19 protein-coding genes are annotated in these 17,894 nt (G+C 69.6%); 16 read left to right on the top strand and 3 right to left on the bottom strand.

Features of this window, described 5'->3' with window-relative positions:
* Positions 1–10 precede the first annotated feature (10 nt).
* The 4 genes from U9R90_RS22635 to prcA all read left to right on the top strand — a co-directional run bounded on the left by U9R90_RS22635 (position 11) and on the right by prcA (position 2,468).
* A complete protein-coding gene (locus tag U9R90_RS22635; protein WP_411058485.1) occupies positions 11–229 on the top strand; it encodes a ubiquitin-like protein Pup in 219 nt (72 codons plus the stop codon).
* Positions 230–235: 6 nt separating this feature from the next.
* Positions 236–829 (top strand): endonuclease VII domain-containing protein, encoded by a 594-nt coding sequence (locus U9R90_RS22630; protein WP_411058484.1) that lies wholly within the window; start codon positions 236–238, stop codon positions 827–829.
* Positions 781–1,626: a proteasome subunit beta gene (gene prcB, locus U9R90_RS22625; RefSeq protein WP_411058483.1), complete on the top strand. Its 846-nt coding sequence runs from the start codon at positions 781–783 to the stop codon at positions 1,624–1,626. The genes U9R90_RS22630 and prcB overlap by 49 nt, the downstream gene beginning before the upstream one ends.
* An 80-nt stretch (positions 1,627–1,706) precedes the next feature.
* Positions 1,707–2,468 (top strand): proteasome subunit alpha, encoded by a 762-nt coding sequence (gene prcA, locus U9R90_RS22620; protein ID WP_411058482.1) that lies wholly within the window; start codon positions 1,707–1,709, stop codon positions 2,466–2,468.
* Between the two features lie 107 nt (positions 2,469–2,575).
* Here the strand turns inward: prcA and U9R90_RS22615 are convergent, their stop codons facing one another.
* Positions 2,576–3,577 carry a LacI family DNA-binding transcriptional regulator gene (locus tag U9R90_RS22615; protein WP_411058481.1) on the bottom strand — a complete coding sequence of 334 codons (1,002 nt, stop codon included), beginning with the start codon at positions 3,575–3,577 and terminating at the stop codon, positions 2,576–2,578.
* Between the two features lie 120 nt (positions 3,578–3,697).
* Here U9R90_RS22615 and U9R90_RS22610 point away from each other — a divergent pair, with 120 nt between their 5' ends.
* The 12 genes from U9R90_RS22610 (at position 3,698) to U9R90_RS22555 (ending at position 15,752) form a co-directional block, all read left to right on the top strand.
* Positions 3,698–4,957, top strand: coding sequence for an MFS transporter (locus U9R90_RS22610; RefSeq protein ID WP_411058480.1), 1,260 nt, complete (start codon positions 3,698–3,700; stop codon positions 4,955–4,957).
* A 9-nt stretch (positions 4,958–4,966) separates the two neighbouring features.
* Positions 4,967–6,328, top strand: coding sequence for a Pup--protein ligase (gene pafA, locus U9R90_RS22605; RefSeq protein WP_411058479.1), 1,362 nt, complete (start codon positions 4,967–4,969; stop codon positions 6,326–6,328).
* A 120-nt stretch (positions 6,329–6,448) separates the two neighbouring features.
* Positions 6,449–7,426, top strand: a complete 978-nt coding sequence (locus U9R90_RS22600; protein ID WP_411058478.1) for an FKBP-type peptidyl-prolyl cis-trans isomerase — start codon at positions 6,449–6,451, stop codon at positions 7,424–7,426.
* Between the two features lie 56 nt (positions 7,427–7,482).
* Positions 7,483–7,857 carry an FKBP-type peptidyl-prolyl cis-trans isomerase gene (locus U9R90_RS22595; protein ID WP_411058477.1) on the top strand — a complete coding sequence of 125 codons (375 nt, stop codon included), beginning with the start codon at positions 7,483–7,485 and terminating at the stop codon, positions 7,855–7,857.
* A gap of 163 nt (positions 7,858–8,020) precedes the next feature.
* Complete coding sequence (locus tag U9R90_RS22590; protein ID WP_411058476.1) at positions 8,021–8,974, top strand: helix-turn-helix transcriptional regulator; 954 nt, start codon at positions 8,021–8,023, stop codon at positions 8,972–8,974.
* 14 nt (positions 8,975–8,988) lie between these two features.
* Entirely contained in the window at positions 8,989–9,966 is a 978-nt protein-coding gene (locus U9R90_RS22585; protein ID WP_411058475.1) for a helix-turn-helix transcriptional regulator, read from the top strand.
* A 2-nt stretch (positions 9,967–9,968) separates the two neighbouring features.
* Positions 9,969–10,232 (top strand): hypothetical protein, encoded by a 264-nt coding sequence (locus U9R90_RS22580; RefSeq protein ID WP_411058474.1) that lies wholly within the window; start codon positions 9,969–9,971, stop codon positions 10,230–10,232.
* Positions 10,233–10,242: 10 nt separating this feature from the next.
* The gene (locus U9R90_RS22575; protein WP_411058473.1) at positions 10,243–10,440 is read left to right on the top strand and encodes a hypothetical protein; all 198 of its coding nucleotides are present in this window, start codon (positions 10,243–10,245) and stop codon (positions 10,438–10,440) included.
* A gap of 221 nt (positions 10,441–10,661) precedes the next feature.
* Positions 10,662–10,949 (top strand): Sec-independent protein translocase subunit TatA, encoded by a 288-nt coding sequence (gene tatA, locus U9R90_RS22570; protein ID WP_411058472.1) that lies wholly within the window; start codon positions 10,662–10,664, stop codon positions 10,947–10,949.
* A 73-nt stretch (positions 10,950–11,022) separates the two neighbouring features.
* Complete coding sequence (gene tatC / locus U9R90_RS22565; RefSeq protein WP_411058470.1) at positions 11,023–11,955, top strand: twin-arginine translocase subunit TatC; 933 nt, start codon at positions 11,023–11,025, stop codon at positions 11,953–11,955.
* 22 nt (positions 11,956–11,977) lie between these two features.
* Positions 11,978–12,889, top strand: coding sequence for a diacylglycerol kinase (locus U9R90_RS22560; protein ID WP_411058469.1), 912 nt, complete (start codon positions 11,978–11,980; stop codon positions 12,887–12,889).
* Positions 12,890–12,938: 49 nt separating this feature from the next.
* Positions 12,939–15,752 carry a DEAD/DEAH box helicase gene (locus U9R90_RS22555; RefSeq protein ID WP_411058468.1) on the top strand — a complete coding sequence of 938 codons (2,814 nt, stop codon included), beginning with the start codon at positions 12,939–12,941 and terminating at the stop codon, positions 15,750–15,752.
* 35 nt (positions 15,753–15,787) lie between these two features.
* Here U9R90_RS22555 and U9R90_RS22550 read toward each other — a convergent pair whose 3' ends face one another.
* Positions 15,788–16,747, bottom strand: a complete 960-nt coding sequence (locus tag U9R90_RS22550) for an RluA family pseudouridine synthase (protein ID WP_411059773.1) — start codon at positions 16,745–16,747, stop codon at positions 15,788–15,790.
* 288 nt (positions 16,748–17,035) lie between these two features.
* Entirely contained in the window at positions 17,036–17,887 is an 852-nt protein-coding gene (locus U9R90_RS22545) for a siderophore-interacting protein (RefSeq protein ID WP_411058467.1), read from the bottom strand.
* Between the last annotated feature and the right edge of the window lie 7 nt (positions 17,888–17,894).

The following is a 17,894-nucleotide window of genomic DNA, read 5'->3' as shown; positions in this document are numbered from 1 at the left end:
GGTGAGGGAAATGGCGACCAAGGACACCGGCGGTGGGCAGCAGAAGGCCACGCGTTCCACCGAGGAGGTCGAGGAGACCGCGCAGGACGCGCAGGCCTCGGACGACCTCCAGGAGCGCCAGGAGAAGCTGTCGGACGACGTGGACTCCGTGCTTGACGAAATCGACGACGTCTTGGAGGAGAACGCAGAGGACTTCGTGAGGTCATTTGTGCAAAAAGGTGGGGAATAGGCGGGAATGTCCGAATTCCCTGAAGGGAAGGGATGCCCGCGCTGCGGGCGCACTCTGCCGCTAGATTCCTTCGCCAGCAACAAGTCCATGCGTGACGGCCTTCAGGTGTACTGCCGGGAGTGCTCAGCCGAGTACTACCGGCAGCGCCAGGAGGCCAAAGGGAAGTCTGTCCGTGTCAAGGTGCCGGTGCCGCGAGGGCACAAGCGCTGTCCGCAGTGCGGCGTAGTGAAGCCGCACGATCAGTGGGAGCGGAACAAGTCCTCTTCGGACGGCTGGGCCAGTTACTGCCGTGAATGCCGGGCGGAGCGGAACCGGGCCAGCTACTTTCAGCGCAAGTACGGCCTGTCGCCTGCAGAGTTGGACGAGATGATCGCCGAGCAGCAGGGGGTCTGCTGTATCTGCCTGGCGGCCCCTGCTGTACATGTTGATCACTGTCACGAGACGGGTAGGGTCCGTGGCGTGCTGTGCTTCAGCTGCAACGCGGCGCTGGGGCACCTGAGAGACCGACCGGACGCCATTCGGCGGGCGGCCGCATATGTGGAGGGAAACTCGTGGAAGCCAATCCTCGTAGCACCGGGCGTCTACCAGCTGCCTTCCTGACGCCTGGGTCGTCGTCCTTCGTGGACTTCCTCGCCGAGCAGCAGCCGGACATGCTGCCGGGCAAGCGCACCCTGCCGACCGGTCAGGGGGTGATCGAGGCGCCGCACGGGACGACGATCGTGGCGGCGACGTTCCCCGGTGGTGTGGTGCTCGCCGGTGACCGGCGGGCGACCATGGGCAACATGATCGCGCAGCGCGACATCGAGAAGGTCTTCCCCGCCGATGAGTACTCGGCGGTGGGGATCGCGGGTACGGCCGGGCTCGCGGTGGAGATGGTGAAGCTCTTCCAGTTGGAGCTGGAGCACTTCGAGAAGGTCGAGGGTGCGCAGCTGTCGTTGGAGGGCAAGGCGAATCGCCTGTCGACGATGATTCGGTCGAATCTCGGGATGGCGATGCAGGGTCTGGCCGTGGTGCCGCTGTTCGCGGGGTTCGACCTGGACCGTGAGCGGGGCCGGATCTTCTCGTATGACGTGACGGGTGGTCGTTCCGAGGAGCAGGGGTTCGCCGCCACCGGTTCGGGTTCGATCTTCGCTCGTGGGTCGATGAAGAAGCTGTACCGCGAGGATCTGACGGAGCAGCAGGCCACGACGCTGGTCGTGCAGGCGTTGTATGACGCGGCGGATGACGACTCGGCGACGGGTGGTCCGGACATGGCGCGTCGTATTTTCCCGATCGTCACGGTGATCACCGATGAGGGTTTCCGGAGGCTGTCGGAGGAGGAGTCCTCCGAGTTGGCTCGCCAGATCACGGAGCGGCGCCTGGAGCAGCCTGATGGTCCGCGTGCCGCGTTGCTCTGACGGGCCGTGTGGTTCTGATGAGCCGGGCGGAAGCGGAGTCCGGAGTTCACTTGTCACTGACAGAAAGGGACGGATAGCCGGTGTCGACGCCGTTCTATGTCTCACCCCAGCAGGCCATGGCCGACCGGGCGGAGTACGCCCGTAAGGGAATCGCCCGTGGTCGCAGCCTTGTTGTGCTGCAGTTCGCCGACGGCATCGTGTTCGTCGGCGAGAACCCGTCCCGTGCGCTGCACAAGTTCAGCGAGATCTATGACCGGATCGGTTTCGCGGCCGCCGGTAAGTACAACGAGTACGAGAATCTGCGTATCGGTGGTGTCCGTTACGCGGATCTGCGTGGGTACACGTATGACCGTGATGATGTGACGGCACGTGGTCTGGCGAACGTCTACGCGCAGACGTTGGGAACGATCTTCTCGAGTCAGGCCGAGAAGCCGTATGAGGTGGAGTTGGTCGTCGCCGAGGTGGGTGCCGAGGCGGCGGGTGATCAGATTTATCGGCTGCCGCATGATGGTTCGATCGTCGATGAGCATGGCGCGGTGGCGGTCGGGGGTAACGCGGAGCAGATCAGCAGTTACCTCGATCAGCGTCATCGCGACGGGATGAGTCTGGCGGAGGCGCTGCAACTGGCGGTGCAGGCGCTGTCGCGTGAACCGAACGGCGGTGAGCGGGAGATTCCCGCGGAGCGTCTTGAGGTGGCGGTGCTGGACCGTACGCGTCCGCAGCAGCGGAAGTTCAAGCGGATTGTGGGGCGGCAGTTGAGTCGTCTGCTGGAGGTGGAGGCCGCGGCCGCCGCGCCGACGGAGGCTCCGTCGGATGAGGAGGGCGCGGAGGGCGAGGAGTAGCCCGTCTCGTCTCCGTCCCGTTGTCCGGGTAGGTGTGCGCGCCCCCGTGTCGTCTCGTACGACGCGGGGGCGCGGTGCGTTGTGGGGGCGGGTTCAGAAACAGGCCCTCAGTGCGGGGGTGGGGCGGTGGAGTCCCGTACGACGAGTTCGACGGGGAGCGGGTCGTGCTCGGGGGTCCGGCCGTCGAGTACGGCGAGGAGCGCTTCCATGCCGCGTTCGCCGACGCGTTCGGCGGGGAGTCGCACGGTGGTGAGTTCGGGGTCCACGGCGGTGGCGAGGGTGAGGTCGTCGAAGCCGCTGATGGAGAGGTCCTCAGGGACACGGAGGCCGAGGCGGCGGGCGGCCTTGCAGGCGCCGGCGGCGATGATGTCGTCGTCGCAGATGAGTGCGGTGGGCCGGGGCCCTGGCGCGGTGAGGGCGTGTTCGGCGGCTGCGCGTGCCTCGTGTACGGCCAGGGGGGCGGGGGCGGTGCGCACGGTGGCGTCGGGGGTGGTGGCGAGGGTTTCGGCCAGGGCCCTGGCGCGTACGTGGAAGGTCCAGGAGTCGACGTCGGCGGCGAGGTGCAGGAAGTCGCGGTGGCCGAGTGCGAGCAGGTGCTGGGTGACCTGGCGCATGCCGTCGGCGAGGTCGACGGTGACGTGGGCGGCGGCGGTGGGGTCGGTGGGGTCGCTGTCGAGCATGACCAGCGGGAGGTCGGCGCCGCGGATGGCGGTGAGGGCTCCGGCGGCCATGGAGGAGGCGATGACGCCGTCGAGTGCGGTGCGGGCGGAGGCGAAGGGGTCTTTGGCGGGGCCGATGCCTTCGGGTGAGGGGTAGAGGACGACGCCGAAGTCGTGGGTGGTGGCGATGCGGGCGGCGCCGGTGTAGACGCGGGCGAAGAAGTCGTTGGTGAGGGCGGGGACGACGAGGAGGGCGGTTCGGGTGGTGCCCAGGCGCAGGTTGCGGGCGGCGAGGTTGGGTCGGTAGCCGAGTTCGCGTGCGGTGGTCCGGACGCGTTCGGCGGTCCGCTCGGAGACGCGGCCGCGCCATTTGTCGCCGAGTACGAGGGAGACGGCGGCTTGTGACACTCCGGCGGCGCGGGCCACGTCTTTGCTCGTGGGCCGTGCCACGGGGGCTCCTTTCGTGCTGCTGTGGTGGGGGCCGCGGGGTGGACCCGCTGGCTGGGCTCATGGTACGTATGACGGCAGACGTTATACGTAAAACCTTGGTGTGGGCGAGAGGGGCCGGAGATGGCCGCGGGATATCTGGACCTGCTGCGGACGCGGCATGCGGCCAGGCTGCTCGCCGGAACCCTGGTGGGGCGGCTGCCCAGCGCCACCGGGCATATCGCGATCGTGCTGTTCACCCGTTCCGAGGGCGGCAGCTACACCCTGGCCGGGGCGCTGGCGGCGGTCTACGGGCTCGCCATGGCCCTCGGGCAGCCGCTGCTCGGCCGCGCGGTCGATCTGCGCGGGCAGCCGCGGGTGATGTTCCCGGCGGCCGTCCTGTCCGCGGTGGGGATGGCCGTGTTCGCCTTCGCCGGGATCGGCTCGCTGTCGCTCGCCTATGCGGCGGTGGGCATGGCGGGGCTGTTCACGCCTCCGCTGGAGGGCGGGCTGCGGGCGCTGTGGCCGGGTGTGCTGGGGCGCGAGGACCGGGTGCACGCGGCGTACGCGCTGGACGCGGTGGCGCAGGAGATCCTGTTCACCGTGGGGCCGTTGCTGGTCACGCTGCTGGTGTCGCTGTGGTCGCCGGCCGCCGCGCTGCTGGTCATCAATGTGATCGGGGTCGCGGGCGCGGTGTCGGTTGTGGTGTCGGGGCCGTCGCGCGCGTGGCGCTCGGCGCCGCGTGACGCGCACTGGCTGGGGGCGCTGCGCTCGCCCGGGCTGCTCGCACTGCTGGGTTCGTTCTTCTTCGTGGGGCTCGCGCTCGGTTCGATCACCGTGGCGGGTGTGGCGTACGCGGACGACCATGGGCGGGAGGCGGTCTACGGCTGGCTGATGGCCTCACTCGGCCTCGGCGCGCTGATCGGTGGTGCGCTGTACGGGGTGCGGCACTGGGCCGGGGTGCCGGAACGCAGGCTGCGGGTGCTGGTGGGGCTGCTGGCCCTCGGCTACCTGCCACTGGCGCTGACGCCGGGCGTGGCGGCCATGTGTGCACTGGCGGCCGTGGCGGGGTTGTTCCTGGCGCCGTCGCTGGCGTGTGCGTTCATCGTGGTGGACCGGCACGCGCCGACCGGGACGGTCACCGAGGCGTTCTCCTGGCTGGTGACCACGTTCGGCGTGGGGGCGGCGCTCGGTACGGGCGTGGCGGGCCCGGCGATCGAGGGCGGCGGGACCGTGGCGGGATTCGTGGTCGCCGGCGGTGGGGGAGTGGCCGCGTTGCTGGTCCTGGTGGCGACCATTCGGGTGCTGGCGGCTCCAGTTCGTACGGTGAGCGTCACCAGCTCGTCCGAAAGTGATCGAAACGGTGCTGCCGAACCCGGTTTCAGTGCGGGGCATCAGGCGTAATGTTCAGTCATGGACCGCCGCATTTTCGGGCTGGAGAACGAGTACGGCGTCACGTGCACGTTCAGGGGGCAGCGCCGTCTGTCTCCTGACGAGGTGGCGCGCTACCTCTTCCGCCGTGTTGTGTCATGGGGCCGCAGTAGCAACGTCTTCCTGCGGAACGGCGCCCGCCTCTACCTGGACGTGGGTTCGCATCCGGAATACGCAACTCCCGAGTGCGACAACGTGACCGAGCTGGTCACCCACGACAAGGCGGGCGAGCGCATCCTGGAGGGCCTGCTCGTCGACGCCGAACGCCGCCTGCACGAGGAGGGAATCGCGGGCGACGTCTATCTCTTCAAGAACAACACCGACTCGGCGGGGAACTCCTACGGTTGCCACGAGAACTATCTGGTGGCCCGGCACGGGGAGTTCTCCCGGCTCGCGGACATTCTCATCCCGTTTCTGGTGACCCGTCAGCTGCTGTGCGGCGCGGGCAAGGTGCTGCAGACCCCGCGGGGCGCGGTGTACTGCGTCAGTCAGCGCGCCGAGCACATCTGGGAGGGGGTCTCGTCGGCGACCACCCGCTCCCGGCCGATCATCAACACCCGCGACGAGCCGCACGCGGACGCCGAGCGGTACCGCAGGCTGCATGTCATCGTCGGCGACTCGAACATGTCCGAGACGACGATGCTGCTCAAGGTCGGGGCGACCGATCTGGTACTGCGCATGATCGAGGCGGGCACGGTGATGCGCGATCTGACGCTGGAGAACCCGATCCGGGCCATCCGTGAGGTCAGTCACGACATCACGGGCCGCCGCAAGGTGCGCCTGGCCAGCGGCCGCGAGGCGTCGGCGCTGGAGGTGCAGCGCGAGTACTACGAGAAGGCGGTGGACTTCGTCGACCGCCGGGGTATCCGTACGGGCACCGTGGAGCAGGTGCTCGAACTGTGGGGCCGTGCGCTGGACGCGATCGAGGCCGAGGACCTCGACCGTATCGGCACCGAGATCGACTGGGTCATGAAGTACAAGCTCATCGAGCGGTACCGGGCCAAGCACAACATGACCATGTCGCATCCGCGGGTCGCGCAGATAGACCTCGCATACCACGACATCCACCGGCGTCGTGGGCTGTACTACCTGTTGGAGAAGAAGGGGCAAGCGGCCCGGATCTGCAACGACTTGAAGATCTTCGAGGGCAAGTCGGTGCCGCCGCAGACCACCCGGGCCCGGTTGCGCGGCGACTTCATCCGCCGCGCCCAGGAGCAGCGCCGTGACTTCACGGTCGACTGGGTGCATCTGAAGCTCAACGACCAGGCGCAGCGCACCGTGCTGTGCAAGGACCCGTTCAGGTCGGTGGACGACCGGGTGGAGAAGCTGATCGCCGGTATGTGACGCGCACGACAGGTCGACGGCGGGAACGCAACACGGGGCGTCGTACGTTTCTCGTACGACGCCCCGCCCACGCCTTAGAGTGGCGGGCGACCATTGAGCCGTCTGAGATCTGAGGAATACGTGCGCCGACTCGCCGGCCTGCTCGTCGTCCCCGCGCTGCTGCTGACAGCCGCGTGCGGGAGTGATGACGGCAAGGGCTCTGACTCAACCTCCACCGCCGCTTCCTCCACCGACGCTCCCACCAGCGCCGCGATGAAGGACGGCCTTCCGGCTGTCACCAAGGGCGAGAAGTTCGGTGAGAAGCCGACCTTGTCCAAGGGCAAGGGCGACCCGCCCAAGGAGCTCAAGGTCAACGTCCTGAGTGAGGGCAAGGGTGAACCCCTGAAGAAGGGGGACGCCGTGGAGGTCAACTACCTCGGCCAGGCCTGGGATTCGAACAAGCCCTTCGACAACAGCTTCGACCGCGGCGAGCCGTTCCAGCTGACGCTGGGCGCCGGCGGTGTCATCAAGGGCTGGGACCAGGGCCTGGAGGGCCAGAAGGTCGGCAGCCGGGTCGAGCTGGGCATTCCGCCGGAGCTCGGTTACGGCGCGCAGGGCCAGGGGGACATCAAGCCGAACGCCACGCTGGTGTTCGTGGTGGACATCGTGAAGGGCACCTCGATCCCGAAGTCGGCCAAGGGCAGCGAGGTGGCGCAGGACAACATCGACCTGCCCAAGGTCGGGACGAACACCGACGGCAAGGCCCCCTCGGTCGACATCCCCAAGAAGGACGCCCCCAAGAAGCTGGTCTCGAACTACGTGATCGAGGGCTCCGGGGACGAGGTCAAGGCCACCGACACCATCGTGGTGAAGTACGTCGCCTCGGTGTGGAAGGACCGCAAGCAGTTCGACAGCACCTACGAGCAGGACAAGACGGCGACGATGCCGTTGGAGCAGGTGTCGGTCAAGGGCCTCAAGGACGGGCTGACCGGCAAGAAGGTGGGCAGCCGGGTGCTGCTGGTGCTGCCGCCGGACCAGGCGTTCGGGGACAAGGAACAGCAGAACATTCCGGCCAACTCGACGCTGGTCTTCTCGGTCGACATCCTGACCAAGATGTAGCGCGGGATCTGTAAGACTGTCCCGGTTGCCCATCAGGAGAAGCAGGAGCGATTGACGTGAGCATCGAGAAGCCCGAGATCGACTTCCCGGGCGGGGAGCCCCCGAAGGACCTTGAGATCAAGGACATCTGGGAGGGCGACGGCCCGGTGGCCAAGGCGGGCGACAGCGTCCAGGTCCACTACGTGGGCGTGTCCTTCTCCACCGGTGAGGAGTTCGACGCGAGCTGGAACCGCGGCAACCCGCTGGCCTTCCAGCTGGGCGCCGGCCAGGTCATCAGCGGCTGGGACCAGGGTGTGCAGGGCATGAAGGTCGGCGGCCGTCGGCAGCTGACCATCCCGCCGCACCTGGCGTACGGCGACCGTGGCGCCGGCGGTGGCCGGATCGCGCCCGGCGAGACGCTGATCTTCGTCTGCGATCTGGTCGCAGTCTGAGAGCGGTCTGATCGCGGTCCGATCGGACGGCTGTCCGGTCGGGTGTGAACAGTTGCGGGGCCCATGCCGACTGGCATGGGCCCTCGGCTTTTGCCACGCGACTCGGGGGCGGTACGGTCAACGGTCGTAGAGCAGCACTTGTGGGAGGGTGGAGAGGGCGTCGATGGCCATTGCCAAGGCAGAGCGGCTGATGAATCTGGCGCTGTGTCTGCTCGGAACCCGGCGACCGCTCAGTAAGCGTGAGCTGCGCGCCTCCATCGAGGCCTATCTGGAGGCGGGCCAGGACGACGCCTTCAACCGGATGTTCGAGCGGGACAAGGACGACCTGCGCGAGCTCGGCCTGGTCATCGAGACGGTCGAGAACCTCGACGGTGAGGTCGGCTATCTGGCCCGACGGGACAGCAACCGGCTGCCGCCCGTCACGCTGGATGCCGAGGAGGCCGCGGCACTCGGCCTGGCCGCCAAGGTCTGGCAGCAGGCCAGGCTGGCCGGTGCGGCCAGTGGCGCGCTGCAGAAGCTGCGCGCCGCGGGGATGCCGGAGGAGGCCGATCCGCATGAGGCGCACAGTGCGCTGGAGCCCCGTATCCCCGTGCACGAGGCGTCGTTCGAGCCGCTGATGCTGGCCTGCCGCCACCGCCGCCCGGTGGTCTTCGACTACCGCAAGGCCACCGCCGCGCGGCCCGAGGTGCGCCATGTCGAGCCGTGGGCGCTGGAGTGCTGGCGCGGCCACTGGTATCTGGCGGGCTGGGACCGTGACCGGGGGGCGGAGCGGGTCTTCAGGCTCTCCCGGATCACCGGCAAGGTCCGCTCCCGTGCCGGGAAGTTCACCGTCGAGGTGCCCGATGTGGTCCGGGTACGGGAGACCGTCGCGAGCTGGGCGGGCGAGAGCGCCGACCGTACGGCCCGGATCGAGCTGCGCGCGGGCGCCGGCTACCCGCTGCGCGCCCGGGCCACCGCCGTACGGGAACTGGACGGCGGCTGGGACGAGTTGGAGATTCCGTACGGGCACGGTCTGGACGCCTGGCTGGTGGAGTTCGGCGCTGATGTGGTCGTACTCGAGCCGGCCGAGCTGCGGGCCGATGTCGTGGACCGGCTGCGCGCCGTGGCCAAGGGCTGAGGGGGACAGGGAAGATGGCCGCGAACGCGATCGACCAGACGCGGCGGATGCTGTCGCTGGTGACCTATCTGCGGGAGCGCCCCGGCGCCCGCATCGGGGATGTCGCCCGTGCCTTCGGCGTGACCGAGGACGAGCTGATCTCCGACCTCGATGTGCTGCCGCTGTGCGGGACCAGCTTCCGCGGCGGAGACCTGCTGGACATCGACACCGACGGGGAACGGATCTGGTGGCACAACCCCGACGACGTCGCCGAGCCGCTGCGGCTGGCCGCCGACGAGGCGACCGCGCTGCTGGTCGCGGCCCGTGCGGTCGCCACGCTGCCCGGGCTGCGGGAGAGCGACCGGCAGGCACTGTTGCGGGCCACCGCGAAGCTGGAGGCGGCGGCCGGTGACACGGCCGGGGCCAGCGACCGGCTCTCGGTGACGTTCGAGTCCGAGGGCGGCGTCTTCGCCGAGGTCGACCGGGCGATCTCCGAGCGGCGCAGACTGTGGATGCGCTACTACTCGCCCACCCGGGACGAGCTGACCGAGCGCGAGGTCGACCCGATCCGGCTCTTCGCCGTCGGCCACACCTATATGGAGGCCTGGTGCCGCCTGTCGGAGGCCCGGCGCACCTTCCGGCTGGACCGGGTCGCGGAGATCCGTATCCTCGACGCTCCCGCGGCGCCGCCGGAGCTGGAGCTGCGCGACCTGTCCGAGGGCCTGGTACAGCCGTCCGCCGATGATCCCGAGGTGGTGGTCGAGGTGGGGCCCGGCGGGCGCTGGGTGGCCGAGTACTACCCGCACGACAGTGCGGAGGAGCTGACGGACGGCGGGCTGCGGATCACGCTGCGCACACCCGATCCGAGTTCGCTGCGCCGACTGGCGCTGCGGCTGGGCCGGGACGGGCGGATCGTGTCGCCGCAGGGGCTCGCGGACAGTGCGCGGCAGGTGGCGCGTGAGGCACTCGCGGCCTACGACGGACGGGAACACGGACGGGAACAGGGGGCTTGAACATGACTGCCATGTCTCATGTGGCCGAGATCTCCAGGTCGGCGGTTCCCATCCTCTTCAAGGCCGCCTGTCCGGACTGCCGCGCCCGCTTCGAACTCTCCGCCGGTGCGCTGCGGCTGGCGATCGGCGCCAGCCCCCGCACCACGTTCTACTCGTTCACCTGTCCCGAATGTGAAGCTCCGGTACGTAAGCCGGCCGGCGAGCGGATCATTGAACTCCTCACCGGTGGCGGGGTGCGGACGCTGCGTCTGCACTCCACCGTCTAGGCTGGCCCGCATGCTCTGGCCCATGATCGCGATCGCCCTGGGATTCTGCGGCATCGCCGTGCTCGGCGTGCTGGCCGTCCGGGTCTTTCTCGAGGTCGGTCGGCTGGGGCGGCAAGTCGACGACACCGCGCGGCAGATCAACAGCGCGGCCGAGAATCTGGAGCGGGCCGCGTCCGATCTGGCCCGCACTGGCGAGACGCTGCGCTGACGGGTAGCTGGAAAGCGCTTTCGGGGTGCGGGTTCGCCCTGTAACCTGCAGCTCCGCCCCGGTCGGCGCGACAGGGGCGACGGGGTCGACAGCGGGAGTATGCACAGGCATTGCCAGGCGTTTACTGCCGCGCGTTACGATTGCTGACCAGTGCGAGCCTCGGGAGTGGTCCTTATGGTCGCATCCATTGTCCACAGGTCTCGGTGAGAAGGTAGGCACTCATGGGTCAGATCGGTATCTGGCAGCTCGTCATCATCCTGGGGATCGTTCTCCTGCTCTTCGGTGCCAAGCGGCTGCCGGACATGGCGCGTTCGCTGGGCAAGTCCGCGCGCATCCTCAAGAGCGAGGCCGCGGCGATGAAGACCGACTCTTCCACCACCGGCGGCACGGACAACGCCAAGGCGGAGTCCTCCTCGGACGAGGCCGCCCAGCCCAAGACGATCCAGGCGGCCCCCGGTGACGTCACCAGCGCACGCCCCGTGGACGAGCCGAAGCGCAGCCAGGGCTGAGCCCCACCGAATCACCACAGGCACCTGGGTGGCGGCCGCGTAGGCCGGTCACCCCCTAAGACGAGGACGTGGGTTGCTCAAGTCCGCCCGCAAGGAGCCCAGGGACCCAGAGGGGCGGATGCCCCTGGTGGAACACCTGCGCGAGCTGCGTAACCGGCTGTTCAAAGCGCTGCTGGCCATCGTGCCGCTGGCGATCGTGGCGCTGTTCTTCGCCAAGGAGATCGCCGAGTTCCTGAGTGAACCGGTGCCCCGGTGCGTGGACGAGGCCGAGGCGGCCGCACAGGGTGGGAAATGCGCCATTCTGTCCCAGACGGGCATCACCTCCCCGTTCGCCACCTATGTCAAGGTGGCCGTCGTGTCCGCCCTGGTGGCGGCGGCGCCGGTGTGGCTGTACCAGATGTGGGCCTTCGTCGCCCCCGGCCTGCACCGCAGCGAGAAGAAGTACGCGCTGTGGACCGTGGGCGTCGGCACGCCGCTCTTCCTGCTCGGCGCCTATCTCGCGTATGTGATCCTGCCGATGGCCGTGCCGGTGCTGCTCAGCTTCAGCGTCGACGGTGCCCGCAACTACATCAGCGTCGACGACATGATCAGCATGTCGGTGAAGCTGGTGATCGCCTTCGGCCTGGCGTTCCAGCTGCCCCTGGTGCTGTCCCTGCTCAACCTCGGCGGGGTCATCAGCGGAAAGCGGATGTTCGGCTGGTGGCGCGGCATGGTGCTGGGCATCGCGGTGTTCTCGGCGATGGTCACCCCCACCGACCCGATCTCGATGCTCGCGCTCGCCATCCCCATGACCGCGCTCTACTTCGGCGCGGTGGGCTTCTCGCTGCTCAACGACCGCCGCAAGGGCCGCCGCGCGGGCCCCGAGCTGAGCGACGACGCGGCATCCGACCTGGACCTCACGCCGGAGCCGGTCGGCGGGGCGGAGCCGGTGTCCGGCAGCCGCACCGTGCCGGGCCAGGCGAACTCCGACGACCGCAGGATGAACGGTTTCGACGACGTCACCTGATCCGGCCTTGTATGGTCCGGCCGTGACCAGCGAGATCACCCTCTTCGTCAATCCCACCGCGGGACGCGGCCGGGGCGCCCACGCGGCGCAGCCGGCCGCTTCCGCGTTGCGCGCCGCCGGATTCTCCGTACGCACCATCCTCGGCACCGGCCCCGACGACGCGCTGCGCCGGGCCCGCGCGGCGGTCGCGGCCGGAACCGGAGCGCTGATCACGGTCGGCGGTGACGGCATGGCGCACCTCGGACTGCAGGCCGTCGCGGGCACCCGTACCCCGCTCGGCCTGATCGCCGTCGGCACCGGCAACGACTTCGCCCGCGCCCTCGGCCTGCCCGTACGCGACCCGCAGGCGGCCGGGCGGGTCGCCGCCGAGGCCCTCAAGGGTGCCCGCATCCGGGACGTGGACCTGGGGCGGGTCGGCGAGACGTGGTTCGGGACCGTGCTCGCCTCCGGCTTCGACTCCCGGGTGAACGACCGCGGCAACCGGATGCGCTGGCCCGCCGGCCGCTTCCGGTACGACCTGGCGATGGTCGCCGAGCTCGCCACCTTCAGGCCCACGCCGTACCGCATCCGCCTCGACGGCGGGCCCGTACAGGAGGTCGAGGCCACCCTGATCGCCGTCGGCAACGGTGCCTCGTACGGCGGCGGCATGCGCATCTGCCCGGGTGCCGAGCTGGACGACGGGCTCTTCGACGTCACCGTCGTCGGGGACTGCAGCCGCACCACGCTCGTCAAGGTCTTCCCCCGGGTGTACCGGGGGACGCACATCGACCACCCCAAGGTCACCGTGCACCGGGTCTCCGCGATCACGCTGGAGGCGGCGGGCGTCACGGGGTACGCGGACGGCGAACCGCTCGGGCCGCTGCCGCTGACCGCCCGGTGCGTGCCGGGAGCGGTGCGGGTGCTCGCGCCCCGGCCGTCGGTGCTTGCCCTGTGAACAAAGATCGCGCCCCGTGTCAGTGTCGGCGGGTAGGCTCAAGAACAAGATGACAGAGGACCTCTCACCGGCCGAGCGGTACGCGGCAGCACGTAAGCGAGCTGCCGAGCAGGCCACCGCGCTCGCATCCTTTCGCGAGATGTACGAATTCGGTCTCGACCCCTTCCAGATAGAGGCCTGCCAGGCACTGGAAGCGGGCAAGGGCGTGCTGGTCGCCGCCCCGACCGGCTCCGGCAAGACGATCGTCGGCGAGTTCGCCGTGCACCTTGCCCTCCAGCAGGGCAAGAAGTGCTTCTACACCACCCCCATCAAGGCGCTCTCCAACCAGAAGTACGCGGACCTGGTGCGGCGGTACGGTGCCGACAAGGTCGGCCTGCTCACCGGGGACAACAGCGTCAACTCCGAGGCGCCGGTGGTCGTGATGACCACCGAGGTGCTGCGGAACATGCTCTACGCGGGCTCGCAGACGCTGCTCGGCCTCGGGTACGTGGTCATGGACGAGGTGCACTACCTCTCCGACCGCTTCCGGGGCGCCGTCTGGGAGGAAGTGATCATTCACCTCCAGGAGTCGGTGACCCTGGTGTCCCTCTCGGCGACCGTCTCCAACGCCGAGGAGTTCGGCGACTGGCTGGACACCGTACGCGGGCAGACCGAGGTGATCGTCTCCGAGCACCGTCCCGTCCCGCTCTTCCAGCATGTGCTGGCCGGACGCCGGATGTACGACCTCTTCGAGGAGGACTCGGGGTCCGCCAAGCGCGCGGTCAACCCCGACCTGGAGCGGATGGCCCGCATGGAGGCCAGCCGCCAGACCTTTGGCCGGGACCGCAGACGCGGCAAGAACATGCGCGAGGCCGACCGCGAGCGCGAGCGGCGCCAGCGCTCCAGGATCTGGACGCCGGGCCGGCCCGAGGTGATCGAGCGGCTCGACTCCGAGGGGCTGCTGCCCGCGATCACCTTCATCTTCAGCCGGGCCGGCTGCGAGGCCGCCGTACAGCAGTGCCTGTACGCGGGCCTGCGGTTGAACGACGAGGAGGCGCGCCACCGCGTGCGCGAGATCGTCGAGGAGCGCACGGCCTCCATCCCCCACGAGGACCTGCACGTCCTCGGCTACTACGAGTGGCTGGAGGGCCTGGAGCGCGGCATCGCCGCCCACCACGCGGGCATGCTGCCGACCTTCAAGGAGGTCGTCGAGGAGTTGTTCGTACGGGGCCTGGTCAAGGCGGTGTTCGCCACCGAGACCCTCGCCCTGGGCATCAACATGCCCGCGCGCAGTGTGGTCCTGGAGAAGCTCGTCAAGTGGAACGGCGAGCAGCACGCCGACATCACGCCGGGCGAGTACACCCAGCTGACCGGGCGTGCGGGGCGGCGCGGCATCGACATCGAGGGCCATGCCGTCGTGCTCTGGCAGCGCGGGATGAACCCCGAGGCGCTGGCCGGGCTCGCCGGGACCCGGACCTATCCGCTGCGCTCCAGCTTCCGGCCCTCGTACAACATGGCCGTGAACCTTGTGCACCAGTTCGGCCGGCACCGCTCGCGTGAGCTCCTGGAGACCTCTTTCGCGCAGTTCCAGGCCGACAAGTCGGTCGTCGGGATCTCCCGGCAGGTGCAGCGCAACGAAGAGGGCCTGGAGGGCTATCAGGCCTCGATGACCTGCCACCTGGGCGACTTCGAGGAGTACGCGCGGCTGCGCCGCGAGCTCAAGGACCGCGAGACGGAGCTGGCCAAGGCGGGCGCCGTGCAGCGCAGGGCGGCTGCCGCCGCCGCGCTGGAGAAGCTCAAGCCGGGCGATGTGATCCATGTGCCGACCGGGAAGTACGCGGGTCTTGCGCTGGTCCTTGACCCGGGGCTGCCTGCCGGGCGGTCCAACGGCCACCGCGGCTTCGAGCACGCCGACGGTCCGCGCCCGATGGTGCTGACCGCCGAGCGGCAGGTGAAGCGGCTCGCGTCGATGGACTTCCCCGTTCCGGTCGAGGCGCTGGAGCGGATGCGTATCCCCAAGTCCTTCAACCCGCGCTCCCCGCAGTCGCGGCGCGACCTGGCGTCGGCGCTGCGGACGAAGGCGGGGCATATCCGTGCCGAGAAGCACAAGCGCGGGCGCTCCAACGCCGCCGACGACCGTCAGATCGCGCGGCTGCGCGCCGAGCTCCGGGCGCACCCCTGCCACGGCTGCGACGAGCGCGAGGACCATGCGCGCTGGGCCGAGCGGTACCACCGGCTGTCGCGCGACACCAAGCAGTTGGAGCGGCGCATCGAGGGGCGGACGAACACCATCGCCCGCACCTTCGACCGCATCGTCGCGTTGCTCACCGAGCTCGACTACCTGCGGGGCAACGAGGTCACCGAGCACGGCAGGCGGCTCGCCCGGCTCTATGGCGAACTGGACCTGCTGGCCAGCGAATGCCTGCGCGACGGGGTGTGGGAGGGGCTGAGCCCCTCCGAACTGGCCGCCTGCGTCTCGGCGTTGGTGTACGAGGCGAGGGTCTCGGACGACGCACTGGCGCCGAAGCTTCCGGCGGGCAGGGCGAAGGCGTCGCTCGGCGAGATGGTGCGGATCTGGGGGCGGCTCGACGCCCTCGAAGAGGAGTTCAAGATCAACCAGGCCGAGGGGGTCGGGCAGCGCGAGCCCGACCTCGGGTTCGCCTGGGCCGCGTATATGTGGGCCTCGGGCAAGGGGCTTGACGAAGTGCTGCGTGAGGCCGAGATGCCGGCGGGCGACTTTGTGCGCTGGTGCAAGCAGGTGATCGATGTGCTTGGGCAGATCGCCGCGGCTGCTCCTGGCGAGGGGAGCACGGTCGCGAAGAACGCGCGTAAGGCGGTGGATGCGTTGCGCCGGGGTGTGGTGGCGTACTCGTCGGTGGGTTGAGGTTCGGTGGGCTGATTCGGTGGGGACTGGGGGGCTCAGGCGGCTGGTGGGGTTGCCCATTCGTTGTAGTCGGTCCAGGCCCGCAGGGTGCGGCTGCTGCTGAACCGGTGCGCTCGGCCGGTGAGCGGGTCAGTGAACTCCAGGGTTCTGGCCAGTAGTTGCAGGGGCCGGCCGAAGTCGTCCGGGGCGGGTTCGGTGACTGCGGGGTAGACGGGGTCGCCGAGGATCGGGATGCCGAGCGCGTTCATGTGGACCCGCAGCTGGTGGGTGCGGCCGGTGTGCGGGAGCAGTCGGTACCGGCCGAGAGCCGCGCGGTGTTCGAGCAGCTCGATGCGGCTCTCGCTGTTCGGCTCGCCGGGGATCTCGTAGGCGTCGATCCGGCCTCGCACCTTCTCGATCCGGCTGCGGACCGAGACCGGCAGGGTGAGCGCGGGGGTGTGGGCGGCGACGGCCTCGTACTCCTTGTGCACCTGCCGGTCGCGGAAGAGCGACTGGTACGCGCCACGGTCCTCGGGTCGTACGGTGAACATCACCAGACCCGCGGTGAGCCGGTCGAGGCGGTGTGCGGGGCTGAGCTCGGGCAGGTCGAGGTCCCTGCGCAGCCGGGCGAGCGCGGTCTCGGTGACGTGGCGGCCGCGTGGTGTGGTGGACAGGAAGTGCGGCTTGTCGGCGACGAGCAGATGCTCGTCCTGGTACACCACGTCGATCACGAACGGCACCGGTACCTCGGTGGGCAGGTCGCGGTGGAACCAGACGTGGATGCCTCCCGTGTAGGGGGTGTCCAGCGTCAGGGGCCCGTTCTCGGCCACGACCTCTCCGCCGTGCAGCATGGCGTCAACCGTTTCCGGGTCCACCGGCAGCCGGTCCACCAGGTGGTCCCGGACGGTCGCCCAGCCGCCGTCGCGCGGCAGCCGCAGGCGAACGGGGTCGATTCCGCGCCGCTGGGGCAGCGGTGAGGGAGGGATGCGGGGCTTGCGTCGGGGCACGGGAGCCAGGGTACGGGGCCGGGGTGCGCTTGGTTTTGTTGTGNCCCACCCACGTACGTCTCTTCCCGACTCCATCGCGCCTGCGCCCCGGTGGGGCTGTCCCCGCCCACCCACGTACGTCTCTTCCCGACTCCATCGCGCCTGCGCCCCGGTGGGGCTGTCCCCGCCCACCCACGTACGTCTCTTCCCGACTCCATCGCGTCTGCGGCCCGGTGGGGCTGTCCCCGCCCACCCACCGGCGCGCTTCCGCCGCCTGGCGCCTGCGGGTGGGTCGGGCCGCGCGCCCCACCACGCCCCTCACGTCGCGATCGCGCCTGTGGGCGCGGGTTCCTGTTCCGCCTCCACCTGGGCGTTCCAGTCGGGCTTGGAGGCCTGCCAGCCGTCCTCGTTGTGGCCGAGTCGCCAGTAGCCGGAGATCGACAGCCGGTCGCGCGGTATGGCGCGTTCGACGCGCAGGTGCTTGCGGAGTTCCTTCACGGCCCCGGCCTCGCCGTGGACGAAGGCCTGTACGTCACCCGGGGGGAAGTCCAGGTTCCGTACGGCCTCCGTCAGGGCGGCGCCCACCGGGCGGTCGCCGCGGTGCAGCCAGGTGATCTGGGCGCTGACCGGCTGCTCCTCGTCGGGGCCCGCGACCTCCACGAAGACGTGGACCGTGGCGCCCGCCGGCAGTCGCTCCAGGGAGGCGGCGATGGCGGGCAGGGCGCTCTCGTCGCCGGCCAGCAGATGCCAGTCCGCGTCGGGCTGAGGGGCGTAGCCGCCACCGGGGCCCAGGAAGTACAGCACCTCGCCGGGCTGTGCCCGCATTGCCCAGGGCCCGGCGAGGCCCTCGTCGCCGTGCACCACGAAGTCCAGGGCCAGCTCGCGGCGTTCGGGGTCCCAGCCGCGTACCGTGTAGGTGCGCTGCGCGGGCCACTGCTCGCGCGGGAAGTCGGCGCGGATCTGCTGGATATCGAAGGGCTCGGGGTAGCGCACGCCCTCGGTCGGGAACAGCAGTTTGACGTAGTGGTCGGTGTAGGTGCTTGTGGAGAAGTCGGCCAGGCCGTCGCCGCCGAGTACCACGCGCCGCATGCCGGGGGTGAGGCGCTCGGTGCGTACCACTTCCCCGCGATGGGTCTTCGGCGCGGTGCGTGCTGCCGGACGTGCTGTCACGGAGGCC

The sequence above is a fragment of the Streptomyces sp. E11-3 genome (genome assembly GCF_046540415.1).
In the GTDB taxonomy this organism is placed as follows: domain Bacteria; phylum Actinomycetota; class Actinomycetes; order Streptomycetales; family Streptomycetaceae; genus Streptomyces.
Note: the sequence above shows the minus strand (reverse complement) of the source record. Positions and strands in the feature narration are given on the sequence as shown.